The organism is Tritonibacter sp. AK171 (assembly GCF_030127025.1).
GTDB classification, from domain to species: domain Bacteria; phylum Pseudomonadota; class Alphaproteobacteria; order Rhodobacterales; family Rhodobacteraceae; genus Epibacterium; species Epibacterium mobile.
The window spans coordinates 1,829,967-1,852,072 of sequence record NZ_CP126134.1 but is presented as its reverse complement, the minus strand read 5'-3'; the positions used below and the strand labels follow the sequence as shown (position 1 = coordinate 1,852,072).

Below are 22,106 nucleotides of genomic sequence, written 5' to 3'. Positions count from 1 at the left end.
ATCCCACATGGCAAGCATTACCCTCAAGGATCTGGTGAAATCCTACGGTGACACCGAGGTCCTGCATCACATCGACGGCGCGATCAACGATGGCGAGTTTGTCGTCATCGTCGGCCCGTCGGGCTGCGGTAAATCCACCCTCCTGCGGATGATCGCGGGGCTGGAGACCGTGACCTCCGGCGACATTCAGATCGGCGACCGGGTGGTCAATAACCTGGAACCCGCCAACCGCGACATCGCGATGGTGTTTCAGAACTACGCGCTTTATCCGCATATGTCGGTGCGTGAAAACATGGGCTACGGCCTGAAGATCCGCGGCAACAGCAAGGTCGACATCAACCGCCGCGTTGAAGAAGCCGCGGCAATCCTCGAAATCGGGCCCTACCTTGATCGCAAGCCCCGGCAACTGTCGGGCGGGCAACGGCAGCGGGTCGCCATGGGGCGCGCCATCGTGCGCGATCCGCAGGTGTTCCTGTTTGACGAACCCTTGTCGAACCTCGACGCCAAGCTGCGGGTGCAGATGCGTCTGGAGATCCGCAAGCTGCAACAGCGCCTTGGCGTGACCTCGATCTACGTGACCCACGATCAGGTGGAGGCGATGACGTTGGGCGACCGGCTGATGGTGCTGAATGGCGGCTATGTCGAGCAGTTCGGCACGCCGATTGAACTTTATGACCGCCCCGCCACGCTCTTTGTTGCGGGCTTCATCGGCTCTCCGTCGATGAATTTCCTGCCTGCCGAGGTCGCCTCGGGCATGGTGACGCTGGCCAATGGCGCGCGCCTTGCGGGTGGGGGCACCGCTTCGGGCGGGGTGACGCTGGGCCTGCGTCCGGAACACCTGATCGCCGATGAGACGGGTCCCATCGAGATCAATGTGCAGCTTTGCGAACAACTGGGTGCGATCACATTGCTGCATGGCCATCTGAGCGGCACTGATGTGGAATGTGTGGCCAGCATGCCCGGTCACGTATCCGCAGCGCCCGGAACGCTGATGCGCTTTGCCATTGCGCCAGAACATCTGCATATGTTCGACACGCAGACCGGTAAACGAGTGGACGCATGAGTCATTTTCCCCAAATCGACGCCTATCGTGGCGAAGCCGGGCTGATCCGAGTGATCGGCCATCGTGGCGCCCGTGGTGTCATGCCTGAAAACACGCTGGAGGGCTTTCGCTTCACCTTCGATATCGGCGTCGACGCGCTGGAGTTCGATGTGGTGCTGTCCTCGGACGGCGTGCCGGTGATCACCCACAATCACGCGCTGTCGCCAGCGGCGGTGCGCGATGCCGGGGGCGCTTGGATCGCACAGGACGACATTCAGGTCGCGGATCTGCCCTTGAGCGAGTTGCGCCGCCTCGATGTGGGCGGGCTCGACAGCCGGTCCACCTATGGGCGGCGGTTCCCTGATCAGGCGTTTTTGAGCGGGGTCCGTATCCCCACGCTTGCTGATCTCTGCGCGCTGGTGAAAGAGCCGCAATATGAACATGTTGCTCTGCTGCTGGAGCTCAAGACCGATCTGAGCGATCCGAATATTGCCGCCATCCGCGTGCAGCAGGTCTCGGCGGTGGTGGAGGTCGTGCGCGCCCATGGGCTGAGCGCGCGCACTGCGCTGCATAGTTTTGACTGGGCGCTTCTGGACGAATGCCGCCGTCAGGCCCCGGAGATGCCAACCTCCTATCTGTCCGAGGCCCCGCGCGGAACAGAAGGCGAGCAACCAGCAGGTGTTACCGATGTGATTGCCCTGCCTGAAGTGGTCGCCAAAGCCGGGGGTCAGATGTGGTGTCCGTGGTTTCAGGACGTCACCCCGGAGCTGCTGGCACAGGCCCGCGCGCTGTCGCTTCCGGTCACTGTCTGGACTGTCAATGAGACCGCCGATATCGAAGCGATGATTGATGCGGGTGTTGATGGGATCGTGACGGATTATCCCGGCCGGGTGCAGCGTCTCTTGCTGGAGCGCGGCCTGCGCTGGAGCGAACGTGTCCCGACACCCGCCATCGCGACATGAGAGATATGAGCACAATGATCGGCACCGACTGGGCGTTTCAACGATATGAGAGCGTGCGCGCGACACTGCCGGATGCACGTTTTGCCGCTGCGTCGCATGAGGGGCGGGATCTGGGCGATACCGTCGATGACTATGATGCCTATATTCTGGATGCCTTTGGCGTGCTGAACCGAGGCGAGACCGCCATCGACGGCGCGGTCGAACGCATGGCAGCACTGCGCGCCCTGGGCAAACGGCTGGTGGTGCTGACCAATGCCGCCAGCTACACGCGCGCAGAGGTGCTGGCCAAATATCACCGGCTTGGCTTTGATTTCACTGCATCCGAGGTGGTTTCCAGCCGCGACGTGGCCTTTGCTGGGCTGCCGAGGCTGCCCGAGGGCACTTGCTGGGCTGCGGCAGCGGCCCCGGAAGATGACTTTAGTGATGCGCCCTCGGGCGTGCAGATTGCACATCTCGCGGATAACCCGGACCTGGCTCGCACCGCCGGGGGCTTTTTGCTGCTGTCATCCGCGCGCTGGGATGCGGTCGACACAAAGGCGCTGACCGACGCGCTGCTGGAAAACCCGCGCCCGCTGGTTGTGGCCAACCCTGATTTGGTGGCCCCCCGCGAAGAGGGCCTGTCGCTGGAGCCGGGCCTCATTGCGCATGACATCACTGAACGCACCGGCGGCAAAGCCATGTTCTTTGGCAAGCCTTTCGGCAATGCCTTTGACACCGCGTTGGCGCGGCTGGCGGGCATTCCTCGCGACCGTATCGCAATGGTGGGGGATACGCTGCACACGGATGTGCTGGGTGGCGCTGCGGCGGGGATCGGATCTATTCTGATCACCGATCACGGGCTGTTCAGCGGTCATGATGTCGCGCCTTACATAGAGAAGAGCGCAATTCGGCCAAGCTGGATCGTCGCAACGACGTAATCTCGTCAAAAAACGTCGGGCGAAAGTTCGACCACACGCGAGGGCGGAACACAGGATTGACGGCATTTTTGATACAGATCGCGGGCGCGGCAGCGCTCTTGCTGTGGGCGGTGCGACTGGTGCGCACCGGTGTGGAGCGGGCGTTTGCCACGCAACTCAGACAAGGCCTGAGGCGGGCGTCGGATAACCGGCTGCTGGCGGCGATCTCGGGGCTGGTTTCGGCCATGCTGCTACAAAGCTCTACTGCCGTTGCGATGCTGGTCTCAAACTTTGCCAGCAAAGGCGCGCTGAGTGCAGCGGTAGGGGTGGCGATGCTGCTCGGTGCGGATCTGGGGTCCGCATTGGTGGCGCAGATCCTGCTGGCCCGTCCCGGTATATTGGTGCCTGCACTGCTGCTGCTGGGGGTCGCCCTGTTCTTGCGCAGCAACCAGCGCAAGCTGCGCCAGACTGGCCGCATCCTGATCGGACTTGCGCTGATCTTTGTCTCGCTTGATATGCTGCGCACGGCCACGGCACCAATTATCCAGAGCGACGGCGCAGTGGCCGTCCTTGGCTATCTCGACAGTGATCTGCTGACCGCCTTCCTGCTGGGTGCAGTCTTTGCGTGGGTGGTGCATTCCAGCGTTGCAGCCATCCTGCTGTTTGTAACCATGGTGGCGCAGGGGGCGCTGCCGCCGATGGCAGCGATGGCAATGGTTCTTGGGGCCAACCTTGGTGGCGCCATGATCGCATTTGTGCTGACTTTGGCGGCCGATGTGCGCGCCCGCCGTATCGTGAGCGCCAATCTCGCGCTGCGCGGTGGTGGCGCCTTGGCTGTGCTGCTTGCGCTCAATTTGGATGCGCTTGATCCCACATGGCTGGGGCAGGGTGCGGCGGTACAGGTGATGGGGCTGCATCTGGCCTTTAACCTTGCGTTGTGCCTGCTGGCGCTGCCGTTTGTCGGCATCATTGCCCGTATGAGCAAAGGCGTGATGCGTGATCCCAACGTTCAGTCGCTGGGGCGCGGGATGAGTGCCTTGGACCCCGCCTCCCTTGAAGACCCGCCGCGCGCACTTGGCTGCGCTGCGCGGGAACTGTTGCGGATGGGGGAGGTCATCGAGAAAATGCTGGTCGCCGCCATGGGCCTTTATGAGGTCTGGGACGACCGGGTCGCCAATGCGATCCGTGACGAGGACAAAGCGCTGCGACAGATGCATCTGGACCTCAAACTCTATTTGGCGGGGATGAACCGTCACAAGCTGGATGACAGTGCCGTCAATGGCGCGATTGAGGCGTCGCTGATGGCGGCCAACCTTGAGGCCGCCGCCGATCAGGTGGCGCGAAAAATGACCGATCTGGCCCGCAAACTGTCGCATGAGGGGATCAGCTTTTCCAAAAGCGGCAAGCAGGAGATCGACGACTTTATGGACCGCATTCAGGCCAATGTACAACTGGCGCTGACGGTGATGATGACGCGCAACCCTGATGATGCACGCGAGCTGGTTGCGGAGAAGGAAAGCATCCGCACCGCAGAGCAGAGACTACAAAGCAAACACCTGACACGCCTGCGCGAAGGCGTGAGCGAAAGCATTGAGACCAGCGCCATTCATCAGGAAACCTTGCGCATTCTGAAACAGGTCAATACCTCCTTTGCGATGGCAGGCTATCCGATCCTCGATGAATCTGGTGATTTGCTCTCAAGCCGTTTGTCCTCACAAGGGTAACAATCGGCAGCCCTTTTGATATCGGGCTGGAACGGGCGCGGACCTGCGTGGTGTGCATTCAATAAGGATTTGAAAATGAGAGATTTCCCCAAGATCTGGTTCTTGCGGCATGGTCAGACCGAATGGAACGCTGAACAGCGCGTGCAGGGGCAACTGGAATCTGATCTGACAGAATTGGGCATCGCGCATGCGCACCGGCAGGCGGATTTGATGGCGCCTATTCTGCGCGATCAGCGGCCGCCCTGTCTTGTTTCGCCGCTGCGCCGCGCCCAGCACACGGCGCGTATCGCACTTGGCGCGCAGAGCTTTGTGACTGAGCCTGCATTGGCAGAAGTCTATGCAGGCCAGTTTCAGGGGCTTACCCTTCAGGAAATCGCCGCGCGCTATCCTGAAATCGATGCCCGCGTTGACACCCACCTCGATCTGTTTTGCGCCGCGCCCGAAGGCGAGGGATTTGCCGCGCTGCACGACCGCATTCTGGGCCTCTTGCAGCGTCTGGAGGCCCCAACCGTATTGGTTGCGCATGGGCTGCTGGGGCAGGTGGTGCGCGGCTTGATATGCGGGCTGGAGCGTGACGAGATGGCGGCCCTGCCCAATGAACAGGGCTGTGTCTATGTGCTTGAAGAGGGGCGCGAAACCGTGTTGCGCTGAAGGCTGTCACATTTTCTCAAAAAACCTTGCGATGCCCTCTTGCACTTTCCCTCAGCATTCTCTAAATCCCCGCTCACCGGGTCGTTAGCTCAGTTGGTAGAGCGCTTCGTTTACACCGAAGATGTCGGGAGTTCGAGCCTCTCACGACCCACCATATCCTCAAAGCTTCAGGTCAACTTTGCGACGTGTGCGCAAAATAATTGAGCCTATAACGCGGCACGCAAGCCTACGCTTGGCGGTGTTGCGAACTCGTGCCTGAGGCCTGACGGCCAGCTTCATCAGGCTGGCAACCATCCCGGTCGTTTGTCAAAGCGGCAGCTTGAACAAGTCCTTGATAGTCAATCAAATTGGATCGCTGTAAGGCAGTTTCGAGCCGAGTTTGACAAATGCTGCGCTTTGCGCGAGGGACTGCTTCCTGATGGCAGGGAAAATCCAACGAACGCGTGTAGACAACGACTTTACGTTTGGCCAATGTCGTCCGAAATGTAGCTACCCGTATCAAGGTCGCCAACCAAGTTGCTTTAAATTAGGGCCACCTCAATATGCGATCTTTGCTATTTATCTTCGTGATGGTTGGTGCGGCGAACGCACAAATAGGAAACTCTCAGGCGACCGAGAATTTGATTTCAATTCTTAGCCGGTCAATGGATCAAGAGACGCCAGCATATTTGCAGATCGGCGACGGGCCTTGCTGGGAGACAGTTATTGAAGTGATTGATGGAGACCTGACTTTTGGCGGCGGACAAGGGCCCGCGCCACGCATTTTTGCGGATCAATCAGGTCCGATGCTCCTGCTAGACGGTGCGTCTGAGCAGGTGGGTGGCGAGAGCTACTTGGTATTGCGAGCCAGCGAAGCAACCACTGATCCGACCGGAGCAATCCTCAGGCCTGTGGCGCTGTGTCGAGATGCTGAAGGCGCGCCACGATGCACTGGAAAGATCGGAGGATTGCGGCAATTCTCGCTTCGCGCATCGTCTGATAACATATGCGAATAACGTCGGAAACTCTATCGATCTCAACTGAATTGATGACCTCAAGATCGGGACGGGTGATCGCAAGACTGTGAAAAAATTCGCAAGCCTTTCTGCGTCTGCCAACGCGGCCATTGGCGCAGTTGCAGCAAAAGCCCGGTTTTCCCGCAGCCCTTCAAACCTGTGATGTTTGTGGCTGCATCGTAAGCGAAGGTTGGCGTGTCGTAATCCTCATGCGGCGTCGGGTCGCCGATTGGCTAGCAACTGTGTTTATGCACCGGGTGTTTGATCCCAGAACATCCTGATCCAGAACCAGCGCCGCTTGCAATCTGTGCGAGATCTGCAATAAGCCCCGCCATCCGGTCGCAGCCTACCCGGACATCAAAACAAGGGCCCCAGAATGAAAACACTTGTCATCTGCTCAGGCGGACTCGATTCCGTGTCGCTTGCGCATATCACAGCCAATGAGCATCAGCTCACCCGGCTGGTCTCCTTCGACTATGGCCAACGTCACCGCAAGGAGGTCGACTTTGCCGAAGCGGCTGCCAAGCGGCTCGGCGTGCCGTTCCACCTGATCGACATGCGCGGCATCGGTGGAGCGCTGACAGGCTCCGCCTTAACCGACGATATCGACGTGCCTGACGGGCATTACGCCGAAGAAACGATGAAAATCACCGTCGTGCCAAACCGGAATGCGATCATGCTGTCGATCGGCTTTGGCATCGCTGCGGCGCAAGGTGATGCGGCCGTGGCCACCGCCGTGCATGGCGGCGATCACTTCATCTACCCGGACTGCCGTCCCGGTTTTACGCGCGCTTTCGACGCCATGCAGCAGGCGGCGTTGGAGGGGTATGCCGATGTCCGGCTGCACACGCCCTTTGTTGAACACAGCAAAGCCGAGATCGTCCGTCAGGGCGCACAGCATGGCACGCCCTTTGCCGAGACGTGGTCTTGCTACAAAGGTGGCGCGTTCCACTGCGGGCGCTGCGGCACCTGTGTGGAGCGGCGTGAGGCCTTTCATCTGGCCGGGGTCAATGACCCTACCACCTATGCTGACCCGGAGTATTGGACCACGGCGCTTGCCACGCGAGGGGAAAGCTGATGTTTCGCATTCGTAAGGAATTCCACTTTTCGGCCAGCCATCAGTTGAGCCATTTGCCGGACGACCACCAATGCGCGCGTCTGCATGGGCACAATTATATCGTGGTGGTCGAACTGGCCGCCGAAACCCTCAACACTGACGGGTTTGTGCGCGATTACCACGATCTGAAGCCACTCAAGACCTATATCGATGACACCTTCGATCACCGGCATCTGAACGATGTGCTGGAGGGCCCGTCGACGGCGGAGAACATGGCGAAACATTTCCATGACTGGTGCGCCGCGCGCTGGCCCGAGACCCGTGCCGTGCTGGTCAGCGAAACGCCAAAAACATGGGCGGAATACCGGCCATGACCCTGCGTATCGCCGAGATATTCGGCCCGACCATTCAGGGCGAGGGCGCGTTGATCGGAGAGCCCACAGTCTTTGTTCGTGCTGGCGGGTGTGATTATCGGTGCAGTTGGTGCGACAGCCTGCATGCGGTAGAGAGCCAGTATCGCCATAGCTGGGCACCGATGGAGACCGATGCTGTCTGGGCCAAGGTACACAAGCTCTCGAGCGGGCAGCCCCTGACGGTGTCGCTGTCCGGGGGCAATCCGGCCATTCAGGATTTTGGCCCGCTCATCACCAAGGGCAGGGCGGCTGGCTACCGGTTTGCCTGTGAAACCCAAGGCTCTATCGCCCGGCCGTGGTTTGCCGATCTCGACACGCTGGTCCTGTCGCCCAAGCCGCCATCAAGCGGCGAGAACGTGGATTGGGATGCCTTCGACAGCTGCCGCACCATCGGTGCTGGCGCGCGACAGCAGGTCATGAAGATCGTGATATTCGACGAGACCGACTACCAGTGGGCGCGCGAGGTCCACAGACATCACAGCGATCTTGCCCTCTATCTTCAGCCCGGCAATCCCGAGGTGGATCCCGCAACCCCGGTGGACCTGCAAACACTGGCCAACCGTCTCGGCTGGCTTACTGAAAAAGCGATGGCCGATGGCTGGTTCGCCCCCCGTATCCTGCCGCAACTGCATGTCCTGATCTGGGGCAATAAGCGCGGTGTCTGACGTGATGGAGACTTTGATGTCCGAAGATATCTACAGCAACCTCAAGCAACTCGGCGGCGAGACCCGCATCCCCGCCAGCCCCGAAGAGGCGGAACTTGAGCGCGTGCCGAATCCGCAGGCTGATGTGGCCTATAACGTGCGTTTCACCGCGCCCGAGTTCACCTCGCTCTGTCCAATGACCGGTCAGCCGGACTTTGCCCATCTGGTGATCGACTATGTTCCCGGTCCTTGGCTCGTCGAGTCGAAATCGCTCAAACTGTTCCTGACATCATTTCGCAACCACGGTGCGTTTCACGAGGATTGTACGATCTCTATCGCGCGCCGTCTGGCCGATTTCCTCGCCCCCCAATGGTTGCGGATTGGTGGCTACTGGTATCCGCGCGGGGGCATCCCGATCGATGTGTTCTGGCAGACCGGACCACTGCCGGAAGGCGTATGGATCCCCGATCAAGGCGTGCCGCCTTACCGAGGCCGCGGCTGAGGGTTGCACATTGGCCCTACGCGCAGCGGACAGACCGTACCAACGGCGGGCGCGGTTTGTGCAAGTTGCGTGGTCGGGCCTTTTGATATGAAAATGCAAACGCCGCCCTACAGAAGGGCGGCGCAGGGCAGCACGGAGCGGTCAGGTTGCGGCGCGATAGTCAAGCAGAGGCTCAAACCCGCCCCACATCATGCGCATGCCGTCAAAAGGCATTTCGGGAATGTCGGGATTGTCCTTGTCCTCATTCATCATTTTGATGGCGTTTAGATAGGTTTCCCGGTCCGGCCATGTGGTCCAACCGATGACCGGAACCTCACCGTCCTGTGCCTTGGTTGCACGGAAGAAATCGGTGCGTTGGCCTTTGGGGATGTCTGTGCCCCAGACTTCGGTAATACTAGACGCACCACCGCTGTGGAACATCTGCCAGATCGGTTCGATCATGGCCTCATACTGCGATTTATTGTCTTCGGGCACGGCGAGCAGGAAACCCTGGTAATAGCCGGTGTCGGGCGTGTCGCCGGCCGCAAAGAGCGGGGAGAAGCCGCCAAAGATCATGCGAGAGCCGTCAAAGGGCATCTCAGGCAGATCTTTCATGGCGGGGTCGTTTTCCATCTTCTGCCATGAGGCATCCGCAGTCGCCTTGTCGGGCCATTCCATCCAGGAAAACACCACCGTTTCATCGTCCTGCGCGGCTACGGCCTGATAGAAATCGGTGACTTTTCCAGTTGGCACATCGCTGCCCCAGGTCTCCACCATGCGCAAGGCGCCATAGGAGCGAAACAGCGGCCAGGCGGCCTTGGCATGTTCTCGATATTTGTCCTTGTTGGCCGTCGGAACCGCGACCAGCGCACCTGTGTAATAGCTCATGTTTTATCACCTCTCAAAAAAGAACAGGCAGGCGAATCCCTGCTTGCGAGTCTAGCGTGTCAGCGATAGTATGAAAAAACAACTGACAGTATAAAAAAATGACTAAACAGGCAAAATCCAAACGTGTGCGCTACGACGAAGGTTGCCTTGCGGCGCATGCCCTGAACCTGATTGGCGACCGCTGGGCGTTGCTTGTGGTGCGCGAATTGATGTTTACGCCCAAGCGGTTCCAGATGATCCGCGCCGGTCTGCCGGGGATCACCGCGAGCGTGCTCACCGGACGTTTGACGCAACTGGTGGAAATCGGCGTGGTGCTGCATGACAGCCGGCTTGGGGTTTATTCCCTGAGCGGGCAGGGGCGGGGCCTGCTGCCGGTGCTGGAATCCCTGTGCCGCTGGGCGCTGATGATGCCCGGACATGATCCGTCGCGGTTTATCAGCCCGTCTGCCCTGATGATCTCCATGGGGGTGAACCTGATTCAGGAGCGCGCCACGGGCTGCTGCCTGACTGCTGGCTTTGATTTCACCGATGAGGCGTTTGAGATGCGTCTGGACGGCGCGGCTCTTGAGACCCGCTTTGTGATCCCACCGCAGGCCCCGTTTGTGATCACGGGGACGGGGAACACAATGGCGGCAGCGGTCTATGGTGCAAGGCCGCTGCCGGACCTTGTGGCGGCCAATATGGTCACTGTCAGCGGTGACATGGAGGCCGCGCAGGAGTTTCTGGCGCTGTTTCAGCTCGGAAAGACTTGATCGCGGGGTATTCTCCAAGATTTTCAGTCTCTTATTCAAAACTGCCATTTTTTTCAGTGGAAAGCCCGGAAAATGGCATTTCTGCGCTTGACGCCCCCCGCGACCTGCGAATATTACACCCCAACGTTCAGCCACGGTGTTGGACGCAACAGCAAGCGGTTGTAGCTCAGTTGGTTAGAGTACCGGCCTGTCACGCCGGGGGTCGCGGGTTCGAGCCCCGTCAACCGCGCCACTGTTGCCCTGCCTGAGGGGCCTCTTAGGAGGATCAGGACCGTCCCGGAGGGAACCTGCTGGCTGAGGCCAGCAATGAAAGTGCGGTTGTAGCTCAGTTGGTTAGAGTACCGGCCTGTCACGCCGGGGGTCGCGGGTTCGAGCCCCGTCAACCGCGCCACTTTCACCCCGCCTGTGGGGCCTGTCACAAGGCATCAGGACCGTCCCGGAGGGAACTCGCTGGCCGAGGTCAGCACTGAAAATGCGCGGTTGTAGCTCAGTTGGTTAGAGTACCGGCCTGTCACGCCGGGGGTCGCGGGTTCGAGCCCCGTCAACCGCGCCACTTTCACCCTTTCACTTTAATGCTCTCAAAACATAGGCATTTGATGCCTCAACGCGCGATCACTGCGGTTTTGCCTTTTCCTGTGCGGGCGCTGGCGACACAGTGGGGATGACCCCAGCCATCCGTTCACAGATGAGAGCCAACCCATGTCTTTGCCAGAAAGCCCTCCTGAAACCCAACCCACAATCCGCGTGATTGCGATGCCGACCGACACCAACCCGGCGGGCGATATCTTTGGCGGCTGGTTGATGAGCCAGATGGACCTTGCCGCAGGCACCATTGCCGCGCGGGTGTCAAAAGGACGGGCCTCAACCGTATCGGTCGAAGAGATCCAGTTTCACCGCCCGGTTCTGGTTGGCGATGAGGTCTCGCTTTATGCGGAGATGCTAAAGATCGGGCGGACCTCGATGCGAATACGGGTCCGTGCGTGGCGGCGGGCCCGTCATCAGGAAGAGACCCAGCAGGTGACCGAAGCGATCTTTACCTTTGTGGCGCTGGACGACCACGCGCGCCCAAGACCGGTGCTGCGCGCGGAGGAATAAGAGCCGCGCTTATTTTAATGATCGTATCGTCCGATCATTAGGTCGGACAGCCCTCTCCCTAGGTCGGGGGCTGTCCTTACGGCTTAGACGGGGGCGCTGAATGCCCCCGCAACGCTTTATGCCTTGCTCAGCGCGTCCAGGACACGCGCCCAAGAGCGGATACCTTTGTGAAAGCTCTCTAGGTCATATTTCTCATTCGGAGAGTGGATCGCGTCATCCTCATTGGCAAAGCCGATCAGCATCGCGTCCATTCCGAGGATCGACTTGAAATAGCCCGCCACCGGGATGGACCCGCCCATGCCGGAGAACACCGCCTCGCGGTTCCATTCCTCGGTCAGCGCGCCACGGGCGGCCTCAAACTCGGGGCGGGTAGTGTCGATCACATAGGCGGGGGCACCATCTAGATCGAGATCCCACTTCACGGTGCAATCCGTGGGCAGGCGATCCTCGACATGTTTGCGGATCTTCTTGCGCAGTGCTGCCGGGTCCATGTCACCCACCAGACGGCAGGTGATTTTGCAATGCGCCTCGGACGGAATCACTGTCTTGGTGCCCGCGCCCTGATAGCCGCCCCAAAGACCGTTGATCTCCAGCGTTGGGCGTGCCCATTGCTGTTCCAGCACGGAATATTTCTTCTCGCCATGCGCCTCGGTGTAGCCGGCATTGGACAGGTAGTCTTTTTCGTCAAAGCCGCAGCCTTCCCACTGGCGCAGGATATCGGCGGGCACCTCATGCACTCCTTCATAGAACCCCTCCACGGCGACGGCACCGGTTTCGGGGTCGTGGAAAGAGGCGATGATGTGGGACATCTCGCGCAGCGGGTTGAGGCCGGGACCGCCGTAATGACCGGAATGCAGGTCAATCTTGGGGCCGATCAGGGTGAACTCATCCTTCATCATACCGCGCAGTTGCGACGCCACCGACGGCACCCCGCGCGCCACCATCGACGTGTCGCAGATCAGCGCAATATCCGCCGACAGCTCTTCCTTGGCGGCGTTGAGGAAGGGGATCAGCGAGGGTGAGCCGGATTCCTCTTCGCCCTCGAAGAAGAAGGTGATGCGGCAGGGCAGGGTGCCATGCACCGCTTGCCAGGCGCGGCAGGCCTCCACAAAGGTCATCAGCTGGCCCTTATCATCCGATGCACCACGGCCCCGGATCACCGTGCCATTCGTGGTCTCTTCGAGCTTCGGCTCAAAGGGCGGCGTGTTCCACAGGTTCAGCGGATCTACCGGTTGCACGTCGTAATGGCCGTAAAACAGCAGATGCGGGCCGTCGGTGTTTTCTTCGCCCACATGGCCCACCACCATGGGGTGGCCCGGTGTTTCGCGCTTTTCGGCCTTGATGCCGATGGAATTCAGATCCTTCACCAACCAGTCAGCGGCGGCGTCGCAGTCGGCCTTATAGGCGGGGTCAGTGGAAATGGAGGGAATACGCAAAAGCTCCAGCAGCCGGTCGGTGGCGGCGGAAATATCGGAATCGATCTTATCGAGAACCGGGGTAAGGGACATGGGTCGCTCCTGAAAATAGTGCCTGCCCGCACCGGGCGCGATGACACATCGACAGGGCCGGGCGGGTCTCGGGACGGAGCCTAGCAGCGCAATATGACAAGGGCCAGTCGCACGATTGTATCAAAACATCACCAGCGGTTTTCGGCGGGCGCCGGGCTTTTGCACGCAAGGCACTCACGCAAAACCCGTTGCAGAACAAAGGTTTCCTATCCGCAACACAGCCCACCCCCTGCGGCGTTTTGCGCGCAGGATGCATGGCAGCTTTGATGCTCCGCAAGCTTGCCTGAAGTTCAGAATGGTTCTAAAACCCCTGAAAGGTTTATTTGACCTGTATCAAGGATGATGGGGGCCGTGACACTCTATCACGTTGATGAGGACAAAGGTGCCGGTTAGACACCGCGACAAGGATCGCGGCGTTTGTTGCCCCAAGGGGCAGGTCGGGATCAAGACGCAGCCAGGCCGGAGTGGCACCGGCAGACAGCTATGGAGATGACGGTGGACTATACCGCACAACTCGACGCAGCGATTGAACGCCTTCACGAAGAGGGCCGCTATCGGACGTTCATTGATATCGAACGCCGCCGTGGTCAGTTCCCGCATGCGGTCTGGACCCGCCCCGATGGCAGCGAACAAGAGATCACGGTCTGGTGCGGCAATGACTACCTTGGCATGGGCCAGCATCCGGTTGTGCTGAAGGCGATGCGCGAAGCAATCGACTCCACCGGTGCAGGCTCGGGCGGGACGCGCAATATCTCCGGCACCACGGTCTATCACAAAGAACTGGAAACCGAGCTTGCCGATCTGCATGGCAAGGAGGCAGCACTTCTGTTCACCTCCGCCTATATTGCCAATGACGCGACCTTGTCGACGCTGCCCAAGCTGCTGCCGGGTCTCATCATCTATTCCGACGCGCTGAACCATGCCTCAATGATCGAGGGCGTGCGCCGCAACGGTGGCGCCAAGCGGGTCTTCCGCCACAATGACGTCGCCCATCTGCGCGAGTTGCTGGAGGCCGATGATCCCGCCGCGCCCAAGCTCATCGCCTTTGAAAGCGTCTATTCCATGGATGGCGATTTTGGCCCGATCGAGGAAATCTGCGATCTCGCCGATGAATTCAACGCGCTGACCTATATCGACGAGGTGCATGCGGTGGGGATGTATGGCCCACGGGGTGGGGGCGTGACTGAACGCGACAACCTCGCGCATCGCATCGACATCATCAACGGCACCCTCGCCAAGGCCTATGGCGTCATGGGCGGCTACATCGCCGCCTCAGAGAAAATGTGCGACGCCATTCGCTCTTATGCGCCGGGTTTCATCTTTACCACCTCGCTGGCGCCTGCGATTGCCGCAGGGGCGGCGGCGTCTGTGCGCTATCTGAAGACAGCGCAGGAGCTGCGTGACAAGCATCAAGAACAGGCGCGTTACCTGAAAACACGCCTCAAGATGATGGGCCTGCCCGTTATTGACCACGGCAGCCACATCGTGCCGGTGATTGTTGGAAACCCGGTCCACACTAAAAAGTTGTCGGACATGCTGCTGTCTGATTTTGGCATCTACGTGCAGCCGATTAACTTCCCGACCGTGCCGCGCGGCACCGAACGTCTGCGTTTTACGCCGTCTCCGGTGCATGGGCCCGGCGAAATGGACCACCTGATCCGCGCAATGGATAACCTTTGGTCGCATTGTGCGCTAAATCGCGCCGAACTGGCCGGATGAACCTAAGCTAAGTGTTCATTAAACAGAATTGTGTTATTCTTTCATCAATGAAACTGCGCTGACGAATCGGGAATCGGTTGGTACAGCGTAAATGTCGCAAAACGGCAGGACTTGATGGGACAGCAGGCATGATCGGGCGCCTAACGCAGCGCACTTTTGGACGTCGTGAAGATACCCCGGAACCGCCACGCGGTTTCGACGATTTCGAGTTGCGACTTGGCGACATGATGCGCGGTGAACGCGCAACCATGGGTAAGTCTCTGCTGGATGTACAACGCGAGCTCCGGATCAAGGCTTCTTACATCGACGCGATTGAAAACTGCGACCCGACCGTTTTCGACACGCCCGGCTTTATTGCAGGGTATGTGCGCTCCTATGCCCGCTATCTGAACATGGACCCGGAAAAGGCCTTTGCGGGCTTTTGCGCCGAAAGCGGATTTTCCGTCGCCCATGGCATGTCGTCCGAGGCATCGGTGCGCAAACCCCGTGATATGGCCGCTGCCAGCAGCAATGGTCTTGGCGGCGATGCCTTCAGCAATTCCGCCACGCCATTTGTACCGGTGACCGACAGCTTTCTCAGCCAGATTGACCCGCGCGCCATCGGATCGCTCTTGGTTCTGGCCACCGTAATCGGTGGTCTGGGCTTCGGTGGCTGGAAAATTCTGCACGAGGTGCAGCAGGTGACATTCGCCCCTGTCGAGCAAACGCCAGAAGTTCTGGCGGAGCTTGACCCACTGGCCAGCGCGACGCTTGCAGCGGCAGAACTGACCGAAGATCCCGCGACCGAGGCTTTGGACCGTCTTTATCGCCCACAGGCGCTTGATGTGCCGGTGCTGGTGGCCCGTGATGCGCCGATCTCCACTCTCGATCCGCGCGCCCACGGCAATTTCGCCGGGTTTGAGCAGCCGGGCATTGTCTTGGCTGATGCCATGGTGCCCGCAAATGAATACACCGACCTCGCGGTGCCGCAGGTTCTCGAAGACCGCGCGCCTTCGGTCGAAATGATCGCCGTGCGCCCCTCTTGGGTTCAGGTCAAAGCGGCCGATGGCTCTGTGATCTTTGAAACCATCATGGAGCCGGGACAGACCTTCGAGGTGCCGCTGACGGAGGATGCGCCACAGCTACGCACCGGCGAGAGCAGCGCGATCTATTTTGCGGTCAATGGCCAGCACTACGGCCCCGTCGGTGGGCGCGGTCAGGTCACTAAGAACGTCGACCTCTCTCCCGACGCTCTAAGCGGACGCTTTCAGATCGCCGATCTAGAGGCAGAACAGAATCAGGCGCTTGCCACTATGGTGGCCCAGTTGCGCGCCACCCAAACCAGCCCGGTCACCAACTCCGACTGATCAATACCGCGTGTATCACGCCGGGATGACCCATGGATTTGCACAACGCCCCGGACAGCCATTGCAGGCTCCGGGGCGTCGGCCTATCTAAGGGGCACGCGACACGCAGGACGAGGCAGCCATGTCCATGAATCACATCCGCCCCTGGCGGAACATCGAACGCCGCAAGAGCCGCCAGATCCATGTGGGCAATGTGCCCGTCGGAGGCGATGCGCCCATTGCGGTGCAGACGATGACCAACACATTGACCACCGATATCAAAGGCACCATCGCGCAGGTACAGGCCGCCGCAGAGGCGGGCGCTGACATCGTGCGCGTATCGGTCCCGGATGAGGCCTCAGCCCGTGCGCTCAAGGAAATCGTGCGCGAAAGCCCGGTTCCGATCGTCGCCGACATCCATTTCCACTACAAACGCGGCATTGAGGCTGCAGAGGCGGGGGCGGCCTGCCTGCGCATCAACCCCGGCAATATCGGTGATGAAAAGCGTGTGGCAGAGGTGATCAGAGCCGCCCGCGACCATAATTGTTCAATCCGCATCGGTGTGAACGCGGGCAGCTTGGAAAAACACCTGCTGGAAAAATACGGCGAACCCTGCCCAGATGCGATGGTCGAGTCTGGTCTCGACCATATTAAGATCCTGCAGGATCATGATTTTCACGAGTTCAAGATCTCGGTAAAAGCCTCTGACGTCTTCATGTCGGCTGCCGCTTATCAGATGCTTGCGGATGCCACCGATGCGCCCATTCACCTCGGCATCACCGAGGCCGGAGGGCTGATGTCCGGCACCATCAAATCCGCCATCGGCCTTGGTCAGCTTTTGTGGATGGGGATCGGCGACACCCTACGTGTAAGCCTCTCGGCAGACCCGGTCGAGGAAGTCAAAGTGGGCTTTGAAATCCTCAAATCCCTCGGGCTGCGCCACCGGGGCGTTAACATCATCTCCTGCCCCAGCTGCGCGCGTCAGGGCTTTGACGTCATCAAGACGGTTGAGGCACTGGAAGAGCGGCTCGAACACATCAAAACCCCGATGAGCCTGTCGATCATTGGCTGCGTCGTGAACGGCCCGGGCGAGGCATTGATGACCGACGTAGGCTTCACCGGCGGCGGGGCCGGCTCCGGCATGGTCTATCTGGCGGGCAAGGCCAGCCACAAAATGTCCAATGACCAGATGATCGACCACATCGTAGAAGAGGTCGAGAAAAAAGCCGCCGCGCTGGATGCGCAAGCGGCTGAGGAGATCAAAGCGGCGGGATGATGCCCTGCATCTTCTAACCCCAAATATCCCGGGGGTCCGGGGGCAGAGCCCCCGGCGGGTGGATCAACTGCGATTTTCGCGAATAGTGTCGATCATGATCTGAAGCTGATCTGCGGGCAGATAGCCCCGCAGCATCTCGTCTTCCAGAACAAAGGTCGGCGTGCCAGAGATCGACAAAGTCTGTGCCAGAGTGCGGGTGCGCTGGATCTGGTCCGTCACCTCCGGGTCATCCATCTTGGCAAGGATTGCATCCGCATCCAGTGACAGACCTTCAGCCATGCGGCGCAGCGCGACCTCATTTGGTTCCCCCTGAAAGGCAATCAACGTGTCGTGGATGTTCTTATAGGCCTCGTCACCAGCAACCATTTTGGTGGCCACCGCAAAACGCGAAGACACCATGGAGGCTTCCCCAAGGATTGGGAACTCCTTGACAACAAAGCGGATATTCTTGTCAGCCGCCAGCAATGCCTCGACTTCAGGCGCGGCCTTGCGGCAATAGCCACAGCGGTAGTCCATGAATTCGACCAAGGTGATATCACCTTCGGGATTGCCCCCCACCCAGGAATAGCCATCGTCCTGCAATTCCTGCAGGTTGGCCTTCACTAAGGCATCGTCGCGTGCCGCTTCGGCCTGTTGCTGCTGTTGTTCCAGCACATCCACCGCCTCAAGGATCACCTGCGGGTTTTCCAGAAGATAGCTGCGTACAGCCGCGCCAAAGGCCTCCTGCTCGCCGGGGGTCATATTGTCGAGGTCAAGCGCCCGCGCCGCCGGAGCGGTGAGAGAGAGCGCGCAGGCCGCCATCAGGGCCATGCGTGTCGGGGCAATCATTTTTGTTTCCTTTTCTCGTCTTGTTCAAAGGCAATCAGAACATCTTGGGCCCGGCGCCACGCCGGAGACCCTTTTGCCAGCAGGCCCGTTGCGCGTTTTGCGTGCGGGCCTGCATCTTTCAGCCGCCCTTGCAGGGCGTAACGCTCTGCGGTCACAAGGGCGGCCATACCGGTTTGTTGGGTCTGGGCGTAAGCCAGCGACATATCACGCAGCAAGGTTGCGTTGCGAAAATCGAGACCGCGCGCCTTTTCCATCGTCTTGAGTGCCGCACGCGGATTGCCTGCAGCGAGTTCTGCGCGCCCAAGGCTCGCAAGGATCAGCGGTTCATTTGGGGCCAGCTTTGCCGCGGTGCCAAACGCCGCGACGGCCGCCGCCCAGCGGCGGTTCTCATAAAGGATCTGCCCCCAAAGCTCATGATAATAGGCATCCTTGGGGCGAGAGGCCAAAAGCGCCTGCATTTCTTTTTGGGCGCGGCCAAAATTGTGCTGGCGATGCTGCGCCACAGCCAGACGCATCCGCTTCACATCCGCATAGGTCTCGGAAGAGCTGCGCCGTTTGGTCCAGCTCGGTGCACGGGTAAACGCAGAAAGCTTGCCCTGCACCCGCGCCAGCCAATAGGCGGCTTTGGGATTGGTTGCGGGGCCGTCACCGGCGCTCGCCACATAGGCCTCGGCCGCGCGCATCCGGTCACGGGTCAGCGGGTGTGACCGCATATAAGGATCTTGCGACGAGGCGCTGAGCGCCTCTTGTCCGGCAAAGATGCGGTGCAGGTCAACCATACCCTTGGGATTGATCCCGGCGGCGGTCAAGAACCCGATAGCGGAGCGGTCGGCGGAGGATTCTTCGGCGCGGGTGTGGGACAGGAAGTTGCGCAGTGCTGATGATTGCACCCCAAAGGCCACGCCTGCGCCAGCCTCACCACCACCCGAGATCGCGGCCAGCATCCCAAGCGCCGTGCCCAAGCCCGCAGCGGTGCTTGCAGACCGCATATTCTGAATGCGCCGCCCGATATGGCCATTGGCGATATGGGCGGCTTCATGGGCCAGGACCGCCTGCAACATTTCAGGCGTTTCCGCCTTTAAGATCAGCCCGTAGTTCACAAATATTGCGCGATGGTCGATCACGAAAGCATTGAAACTGCTGTCATCTACCACAAGGATCCGCACCCGTCGCGGGCTAAGACCCGCCGCGGTCAGGATGGGACGCGCCAGTTCCGTCAGGCCGTTTTCGATATCGGCGTCGCGCAGCAGCCGGATGGATTGGGCCTGTGCGGCGAATGGGGCCAGCGTCAGCGCCGCCACCAGGATCAGACCCTGCGTCTGCATATATCCCGACCGGCCTCTGACCGCGTGGGAAAGAAGTCGAAACAGGCGTGCACACGGGATTGACGCCAGAGAGAATACGCGGTCAAAACTCATGGCCGCACCATGGGAGATCAACATGCGAAACTCAAGCCGGTCCAAGGTCGATCCCTTCATTGTGATGGATGTGATGGAAGCTGCCCGTAAAGCGGAAGAGCAGGGCCGTCATATCATCCATATGGAAGTGGGCCAGCCCTCTACGGGCGCGCCAGAGGCCGCGCGGCGGGCGCTTGCCGATGCGTTGGAGCGTGACGCCATGGGCTATACCGTCGCACTTGGGCTGCCGGCGCTGCGGCAACGTATCGCACGGCTTTACGGCGAGTGGTATAATGTGGACCTGAACCCGGATCGGGTGGTGATCACCCCCGGCTCTTCGGGGGCATTCATCCTGAGTTTCACATCGCTCTTTGACAGTGGCGACCGGGTTGGCATTGGCGCGCCGGGCTATCCGTCCTATCGCCAGATCCTGAGCGCCCTTGGCATGCAGCCCGTGGACATTCAGACCGCGCCCGAGCATCGCCTGCAACCGGTGGCCGATGATATTCGCGACCAGAATCTTGCTGGATTGATGGTGGCAAGCCCCGCCAACCCCACCGGCACCATGCTCGACAAACCGGCGTTGGCGGCGCTGATGGAGGCCGCGCATTCTGAGGGTGCGAGCTTTATCTCTGACGAGATCTATCACGGCATCGAATACGAGGCTAAGGCGGTGACGGCGCTGGAAATCTCGGATGACGCCTATGTCATCAACTCCTTTTCCAAGTATTTCTCGATGACCGGCTGGCGTGTCGGCTGGATGGTGGTGCCCGAGGATCATATCCGCACCATTGAGCGGATCGCGCAAAACATGTTCATCTGCGCCCCGCACGCCAGTCAGGTCGCGGCCCTCGCCGCGATGGATTGTGACGAGGAGCTGCAAGCCAACCTTGCCGTTTACGCGAAAAACCGCGCTCTGATGCTTGAGGGGCTGCCCAAGGCGGGGTTCACCAAAATCGCACCGCCGGACGGGGCGTTTTATGTCTACGCGGATGTTTCGGACCTCACCGATGACAGTCGCAGCTTTGCCGCAGAAGTGCTTGAAAACGCAGGGGTTGCGGTGACGCCGGGATTGGATTTCGATCCCGTACGCGGTGCCACCACGCTGCGGTTTTCCTATGCGCGCTCTACCGCTGACATTGAGGAAGGCCTTGCACGGTTGAAGACCTTTATGGAGGCGCGGGCGTGATGCGACTGTTTGCGGCACGCCTTACGACTTGCCTGATCCTGACCCTGTCGATCCTGTCGCCTGCTGCGGCGCTGGCGCAGGGGTTTTCCGCATTGGCGCGGGTGCTGCCCGAACAGAGTAGTCTCGTGGACAAAGGGTCAGATGTGGAGCTGCAACTGGGCCTCAGCCAAGGGGTGCCATACCGGATTTTTGCGCTGCGCGACCCCTATCGGCTGGTGTTGGACTTTCAGGAAGTGGATTGGACCGGGCTGCAGCTAGAGGCATTTGACCGCTCCGAGACAATCGAAAGCGCGCGGTTTGGTGGCTATGTGCCCGGCTGGTCGCGGATGGTGCTGAAACTGACAGAGCCGATGCAGCTACGCACGGCCGCGATGAATATCGACGCAGAAACCAGTGCCGCAACCCTTCTGGTCAGGCTTGCGCCGACGGATGCAGAGACCTTTGCCGCCACCGCAGGTGCGCCACATGATCCACGTCTTGATCTGCCGAGTGCCGCTGAAATCACCACAAATGCGCCCCGTGATGAGGACGCGCCCTTGGTGGTGATGATCGATCCGGGTCATGGCGGCCTTGATCCCGGCGCTGAGGCCGAGGGGGGCATTGCCGAAAAAGACCTGATGCTGGCCTTTGCCTATGATCTGGGGGAGCGTCTGGTGCGTTCTGGTGCGTTTGAGGTGCTGTTGACGCGGGAGGGCGATTATTTCGTCTCGCTCGAACGCCGGATTGCCATGGCGCATCAGCAAGGCGCGGATCTGTTCATCTCGCTGCATGCAGATGCGGTCACCGAAGGCATGGCCCATGGCACTGTGGTCTACACTTTGTCAAAAGACGCCTCCGATGTGGCCTCTGCCAAGCTCGCAGAGCGCCACGACCGCGCCGATTTGCTCTCAGGCAGTGATCTGACTGACGCAGATGATGAGGTCACGGACGTGATGCTCGATCTGGCTCGCCAAGAGACCCACCCGCGCAGCACGGCCCTTGCGCGTTCGGTGATTGAGGCCCTGATGGAGCAGGGCGGACCGGTCAACCGTCGCCCGCTGCGATCCGCTGGGTTTTCGGTGCTGAAATCCGCCGACATCCCGTCCATCCTGATCGAGCTTGGGTTTATGTCCAGCCCACGCGATCTGGAGTTGCTTACTGATCCCGACTGGCAGGCAAAAACGGCGCAAAGCATTCTGAACGGTTTGCTGGCATGGCGCGAAGAAGACGCCGCCCGCCGGGCCTTGGTGCGCCAATAGCGGCGCGCCCTTCGGCCCCGGAGCAA

20 protein-coding genes and 4 tRNA genes are annotated in these 22,106 nt (G+C 60.2%); 20 read left to right on the top strand and 4 right to left on the bottom strand.

From position 1 onward, the window contains the following. The first annotated feature begins 7 nt into the window (after positions 1-7). The 10 genes from QNI81_RS08780 (at position 8) to queF (ending at position 8,886) form a co-directional block, all read left to right on the top strand. A complete protein-coding gene (locus QNI81_RS08780) occupies positions 8-1,063 on the top strand; it encodes a sn-glycerol-3-phosphate import ATP-binding protein UgpC (RefSeq protein ID WP_283966261.1) in 1,056 nt (351 codons plus the stop codon). Beyond that, a complete protein-coding gene (locus QNI81_RS08775; protein ID WP_283966260.1) occupies positions 1,060-2,004 on the top strand; it encodes a glycerophosphodiester phosphodiesterase family protein in 945 nt (314 codons plus the stop codon). Before QNI81_RS08780 ends, QNI81_RS08775 begins: the two co-directional genes overlap by 4 nt. Positions 2,005-2,018: 14 nt before the next feature. Next, entirely contained in the window at positions 2,019-2,921 is a 903-nt protein-coding gene (locus QNI81_RS08770) for an HAD-IIA family hydrolase (protein ID WP_283967877.1), read from the top strand. A 56-nt stretch (positions 2,922-2,977) separates the two neighbouring features. Then, complete coding sequence (locus tag QNI81_RS08765) at positions 2,978-4,624, top strand: Na/Pi cotransporter family protein (protein WP_283966259.1); 1,647 nt, start codon at positions 2,978-2,980, stop codon at positions 4,622-4,624. Positions 4,625-4,699: 75 nt separating this feature from the next. Continuing rightward, positions 4,700-5,275 (top strand): histidine phosphatase family protein, encoded by a 576-nt coding sequence (locus tag QNI81_RS08760; protein ID WP_283966258.1) that lies wholly within the window; start codon positions 4,700-4,702, stop codon positions 5,273-5,275. A 78-nt stretch (positions 5,276-5,353) separates the two neighbouring features. Then, positions 5,354-5,429: transfer RNA gene (locus QNI81_RS08755), tRNA-Val, on the top strand. 1,217 nt (positions 5,430-6,646) lie between these two features. After that, positions 6,647-7,348 (top strand): 7-cyano-7-deazaguanine synthase QueC, encoded by a 702-nt coding sequence (gene queC, locus QNI81_RS08750; protein ID WP_126137261.1) that lies wholly within the window; start codon positions 6,647-6,649, stop codon positions 7,346-7,348. After that, the gene (gene queD / locus QNI81_RS08745) at positions 7,348-7,701 is read left to right on the top strand and encodes a 6-carboxytetrahydropterin synthase QueD (protein ID WP_168576636.1); all 354 of its coding nucleotides are present in this window, start codon (positions 7,348-7,350) and stop codon (positions 7,699-7,701) included. Before queC ends, queD begins: the two co-directional genes overlap by 1 nt. After that, positions 7,698-8,405 (top strand): 7-carboxy-7-deazaguanine synthase QueE, encoded by a 708-nt coding sequence (gene queE, locus QNI81_RS08740; protein ID WP_283966257.1) that lies wholly within the window; start codon positions 7,698-7,700, stop codon positions 8,403-8,405. Before queD ends, queE begins: the two co-directional genes overlap by 4 nt. A gap of 16 nt (positions 8,406-8,421) precedes the next feature. After that, a complete protein-coding gene (gene queF / locus QNI81_RS08735) occupies positions 8,422-8,886 on the top strand; it encodes a preQ(1) synthase (protein ID WP_283966256.1) in 465 nt (154 codons plus the stop codon). 141 nt (positions 8,887-9,027) lie between these two features. Here queF and QNI81_RS08730 read toward each other — a convergent pair whose 3' ends face one another. Next, positions 9,028-9,753, bottom strand: a complete 726-nt coding sequence (locus QNI81_RS08730; RefSeq protein WP_283966255.1) for a DUF1428 domain-containing protein — start codon at positions 9,751-9,753, stop codon at positions 9,028-9,030. A gap of 98 nt (positions 9,754-9,851) precedes the next feature. On the opposite strand from QNI81_RS08730, the gene QNI81_RS08725 reads away from it, so the two are divergent. From QNI81_RS08725 to QNI81_RS08705, 5 genes are all read left to right on the top strand, one after another. Beyond that, complete coding sequence (locus QNI81_RS08725; RefSeq protein WP_283966254.1) at positions 9,852-10,505, top strand: winged helix-turn-helix transcriptional regulator; 654 nt, start codon at positions 9,852-9,854, stop codon at positions 10,503-10,505. Positions 10,506-10,660: 155 nt separating this feature from the next. After that, positions 10,661-10,737, top strand: a tRNA-Asp gene (locus tag QNI81_RS08720). An 82-nt stretch (positions 10,738-10,819) separates the two neighbouring features. After that, positions 10,820-10,896: transfer RNA gene (locus tag QNI81_RS08715), tRNA-Asp, on the top strand. An 85-nt stretch (positions 10,897-10,981) separates the two neighbouring features. Further along, positions 10,982-11,058, top strand: a tRNA-Asp gene (locus tag QNI81_RS08710). Positions 11,059-11,204: 146 nt separating this feature from the next. Further along, complete coding sequence (locus tag QNI81_RS08705) at positions 11,205-11,600, top strand: acyl-CoA thioesterase (RefSeq protein WP_005622856.1); 396 nt, start codon at positions 11,205-11,207, stop codon at positions 11,598-11,600. Between the two features lie 116 nt (positions 11,601-11,716). Here QNI81_RS08705 and QNI81_RS08700 read toward each other — a convergent pair whose 3' ends face one another. Continuing rightward, entirely contained in the window at positions 11,717-13,108 is a 1,392-nt protein-coding gene (locus tag QNI81_RS08700) for a dipeptidase (protein ID WP_126137257.1), read from the bottom strand. Between the two features lie 495 nt (positions 13,109-13,603). Between QNI81_RS08700 and hemA the strand changes: the two genes are divergently transcribed. The 3 genes from hemA (at position 13,604) to ispG (ending at position 17,428) form a co-directional block, all read left to right on the top strand. Next, a complete protein-coding gene (gene hemA / locus QNI81_RS08695; RefSeq protein ID WP_005622852.1) occupies positions 13,604-14,827 on the top strand; it encodes a 5-aminolevulinate synthase in 1,224 nt (407 codons plus the stop codon). A gap of 128 nt (positions 14,828-14,955) precedes the next feature. Next, positions 14,956-16,173 (top strand): helix-turn-helix domain-containing protein, encoded by a 1,218-nt coding sequence (locus tag QNI81_RS08690; protein ID WP_065330071.1) that lies wholly within the window; start codon positions 14,956-14,958, stop codon positions 16,171-16,173. Positions 16,174-16,294: 121 nt separating this feature from the next. After that, positions 16,295-17,428, top strand: coding sequence for a flavodoxin-dependent (E)-4-hydroxy-3-methylbut-2-enyl-diphosphate synthase (ispG, locus tag QNI81_RS08685; RefSeq protein ID WP_283966253.1), 1,134 nt, complete (start codon positions 16,295-16,297; stop codon positions 17,426-17,428). Between the two features lie 63 nt (positions 17,429-17,491). On the opposite strand, the gene QNI81_RS08680 is transcribed toward ispG, so the two are convergent. Both QNI81_RS08680 and QNI81_RS08675 read right to left on the bottom strand, forming a co-directional pair. Beyond that, complete coding sequence (locus tag QNI81_RS08680) at positions 17,492-18,256, bottom strand: DsbA family protein (protein ID WP_009179115.1); 765 nt, start codon at positions 18,254-18,256, stop codon at positions 17,492-17,494. Next, positions 18,253-19,698 carry a M48 family metalloprotease gene (locus QNI81_RS08675; RefSeq protein WP_283966252.1) on the bottom strand — a complete coding sequence of 482 codons (1,446 nt, stop codon included), beginning with the start codon at positions 19,696-19,698 and terminating at the stop codon, positions 18,253-18,255. Before QNI81_RS08675 ends, QNI81_RS08680 begins: the two co-directional genes overlap by 4 nt. Here QNI81_RS08675 and QNI81_RS08670 point away from each other — a divergent pair. Together QNI81_RS08670 and QNI81_RS08665 are read left to right on the top strand one after the other, a co-directional pair. Further along, positions 19,697-20,842: a pyridoxal phosphate-dependent aminotransferase gene (locus QNI81_RS08670; protein ID WP_283966251.1), complete on the top strand. Its 1,146-nt coding sequence runs from the start codon at positions 19,697-19,699 to the stop codon at positions 20,840-20,842. The two genes, QNI81_RS08675 and QNI81_RS08670, sit on opposite strands and share 2 nt — an antisense overlap. After that, positions 20,842-22,080, top strand: coding sequence for an N-acetylmuramoyl-L-alanine amidase (locus QNI81_RS08665; protein ID WP_263643624.1), 1,239 nt, complete (start codon positions 20,842-20,844; stop codon positions 22,078-22,080). Before QNI81_RS08670 ends, QNI81_RS08665 begins: the two co-directional genes overlap by 1 nt. The last annotated feature ends 26 nt before the right edge of the window (positions 22,081-22,106 follow it).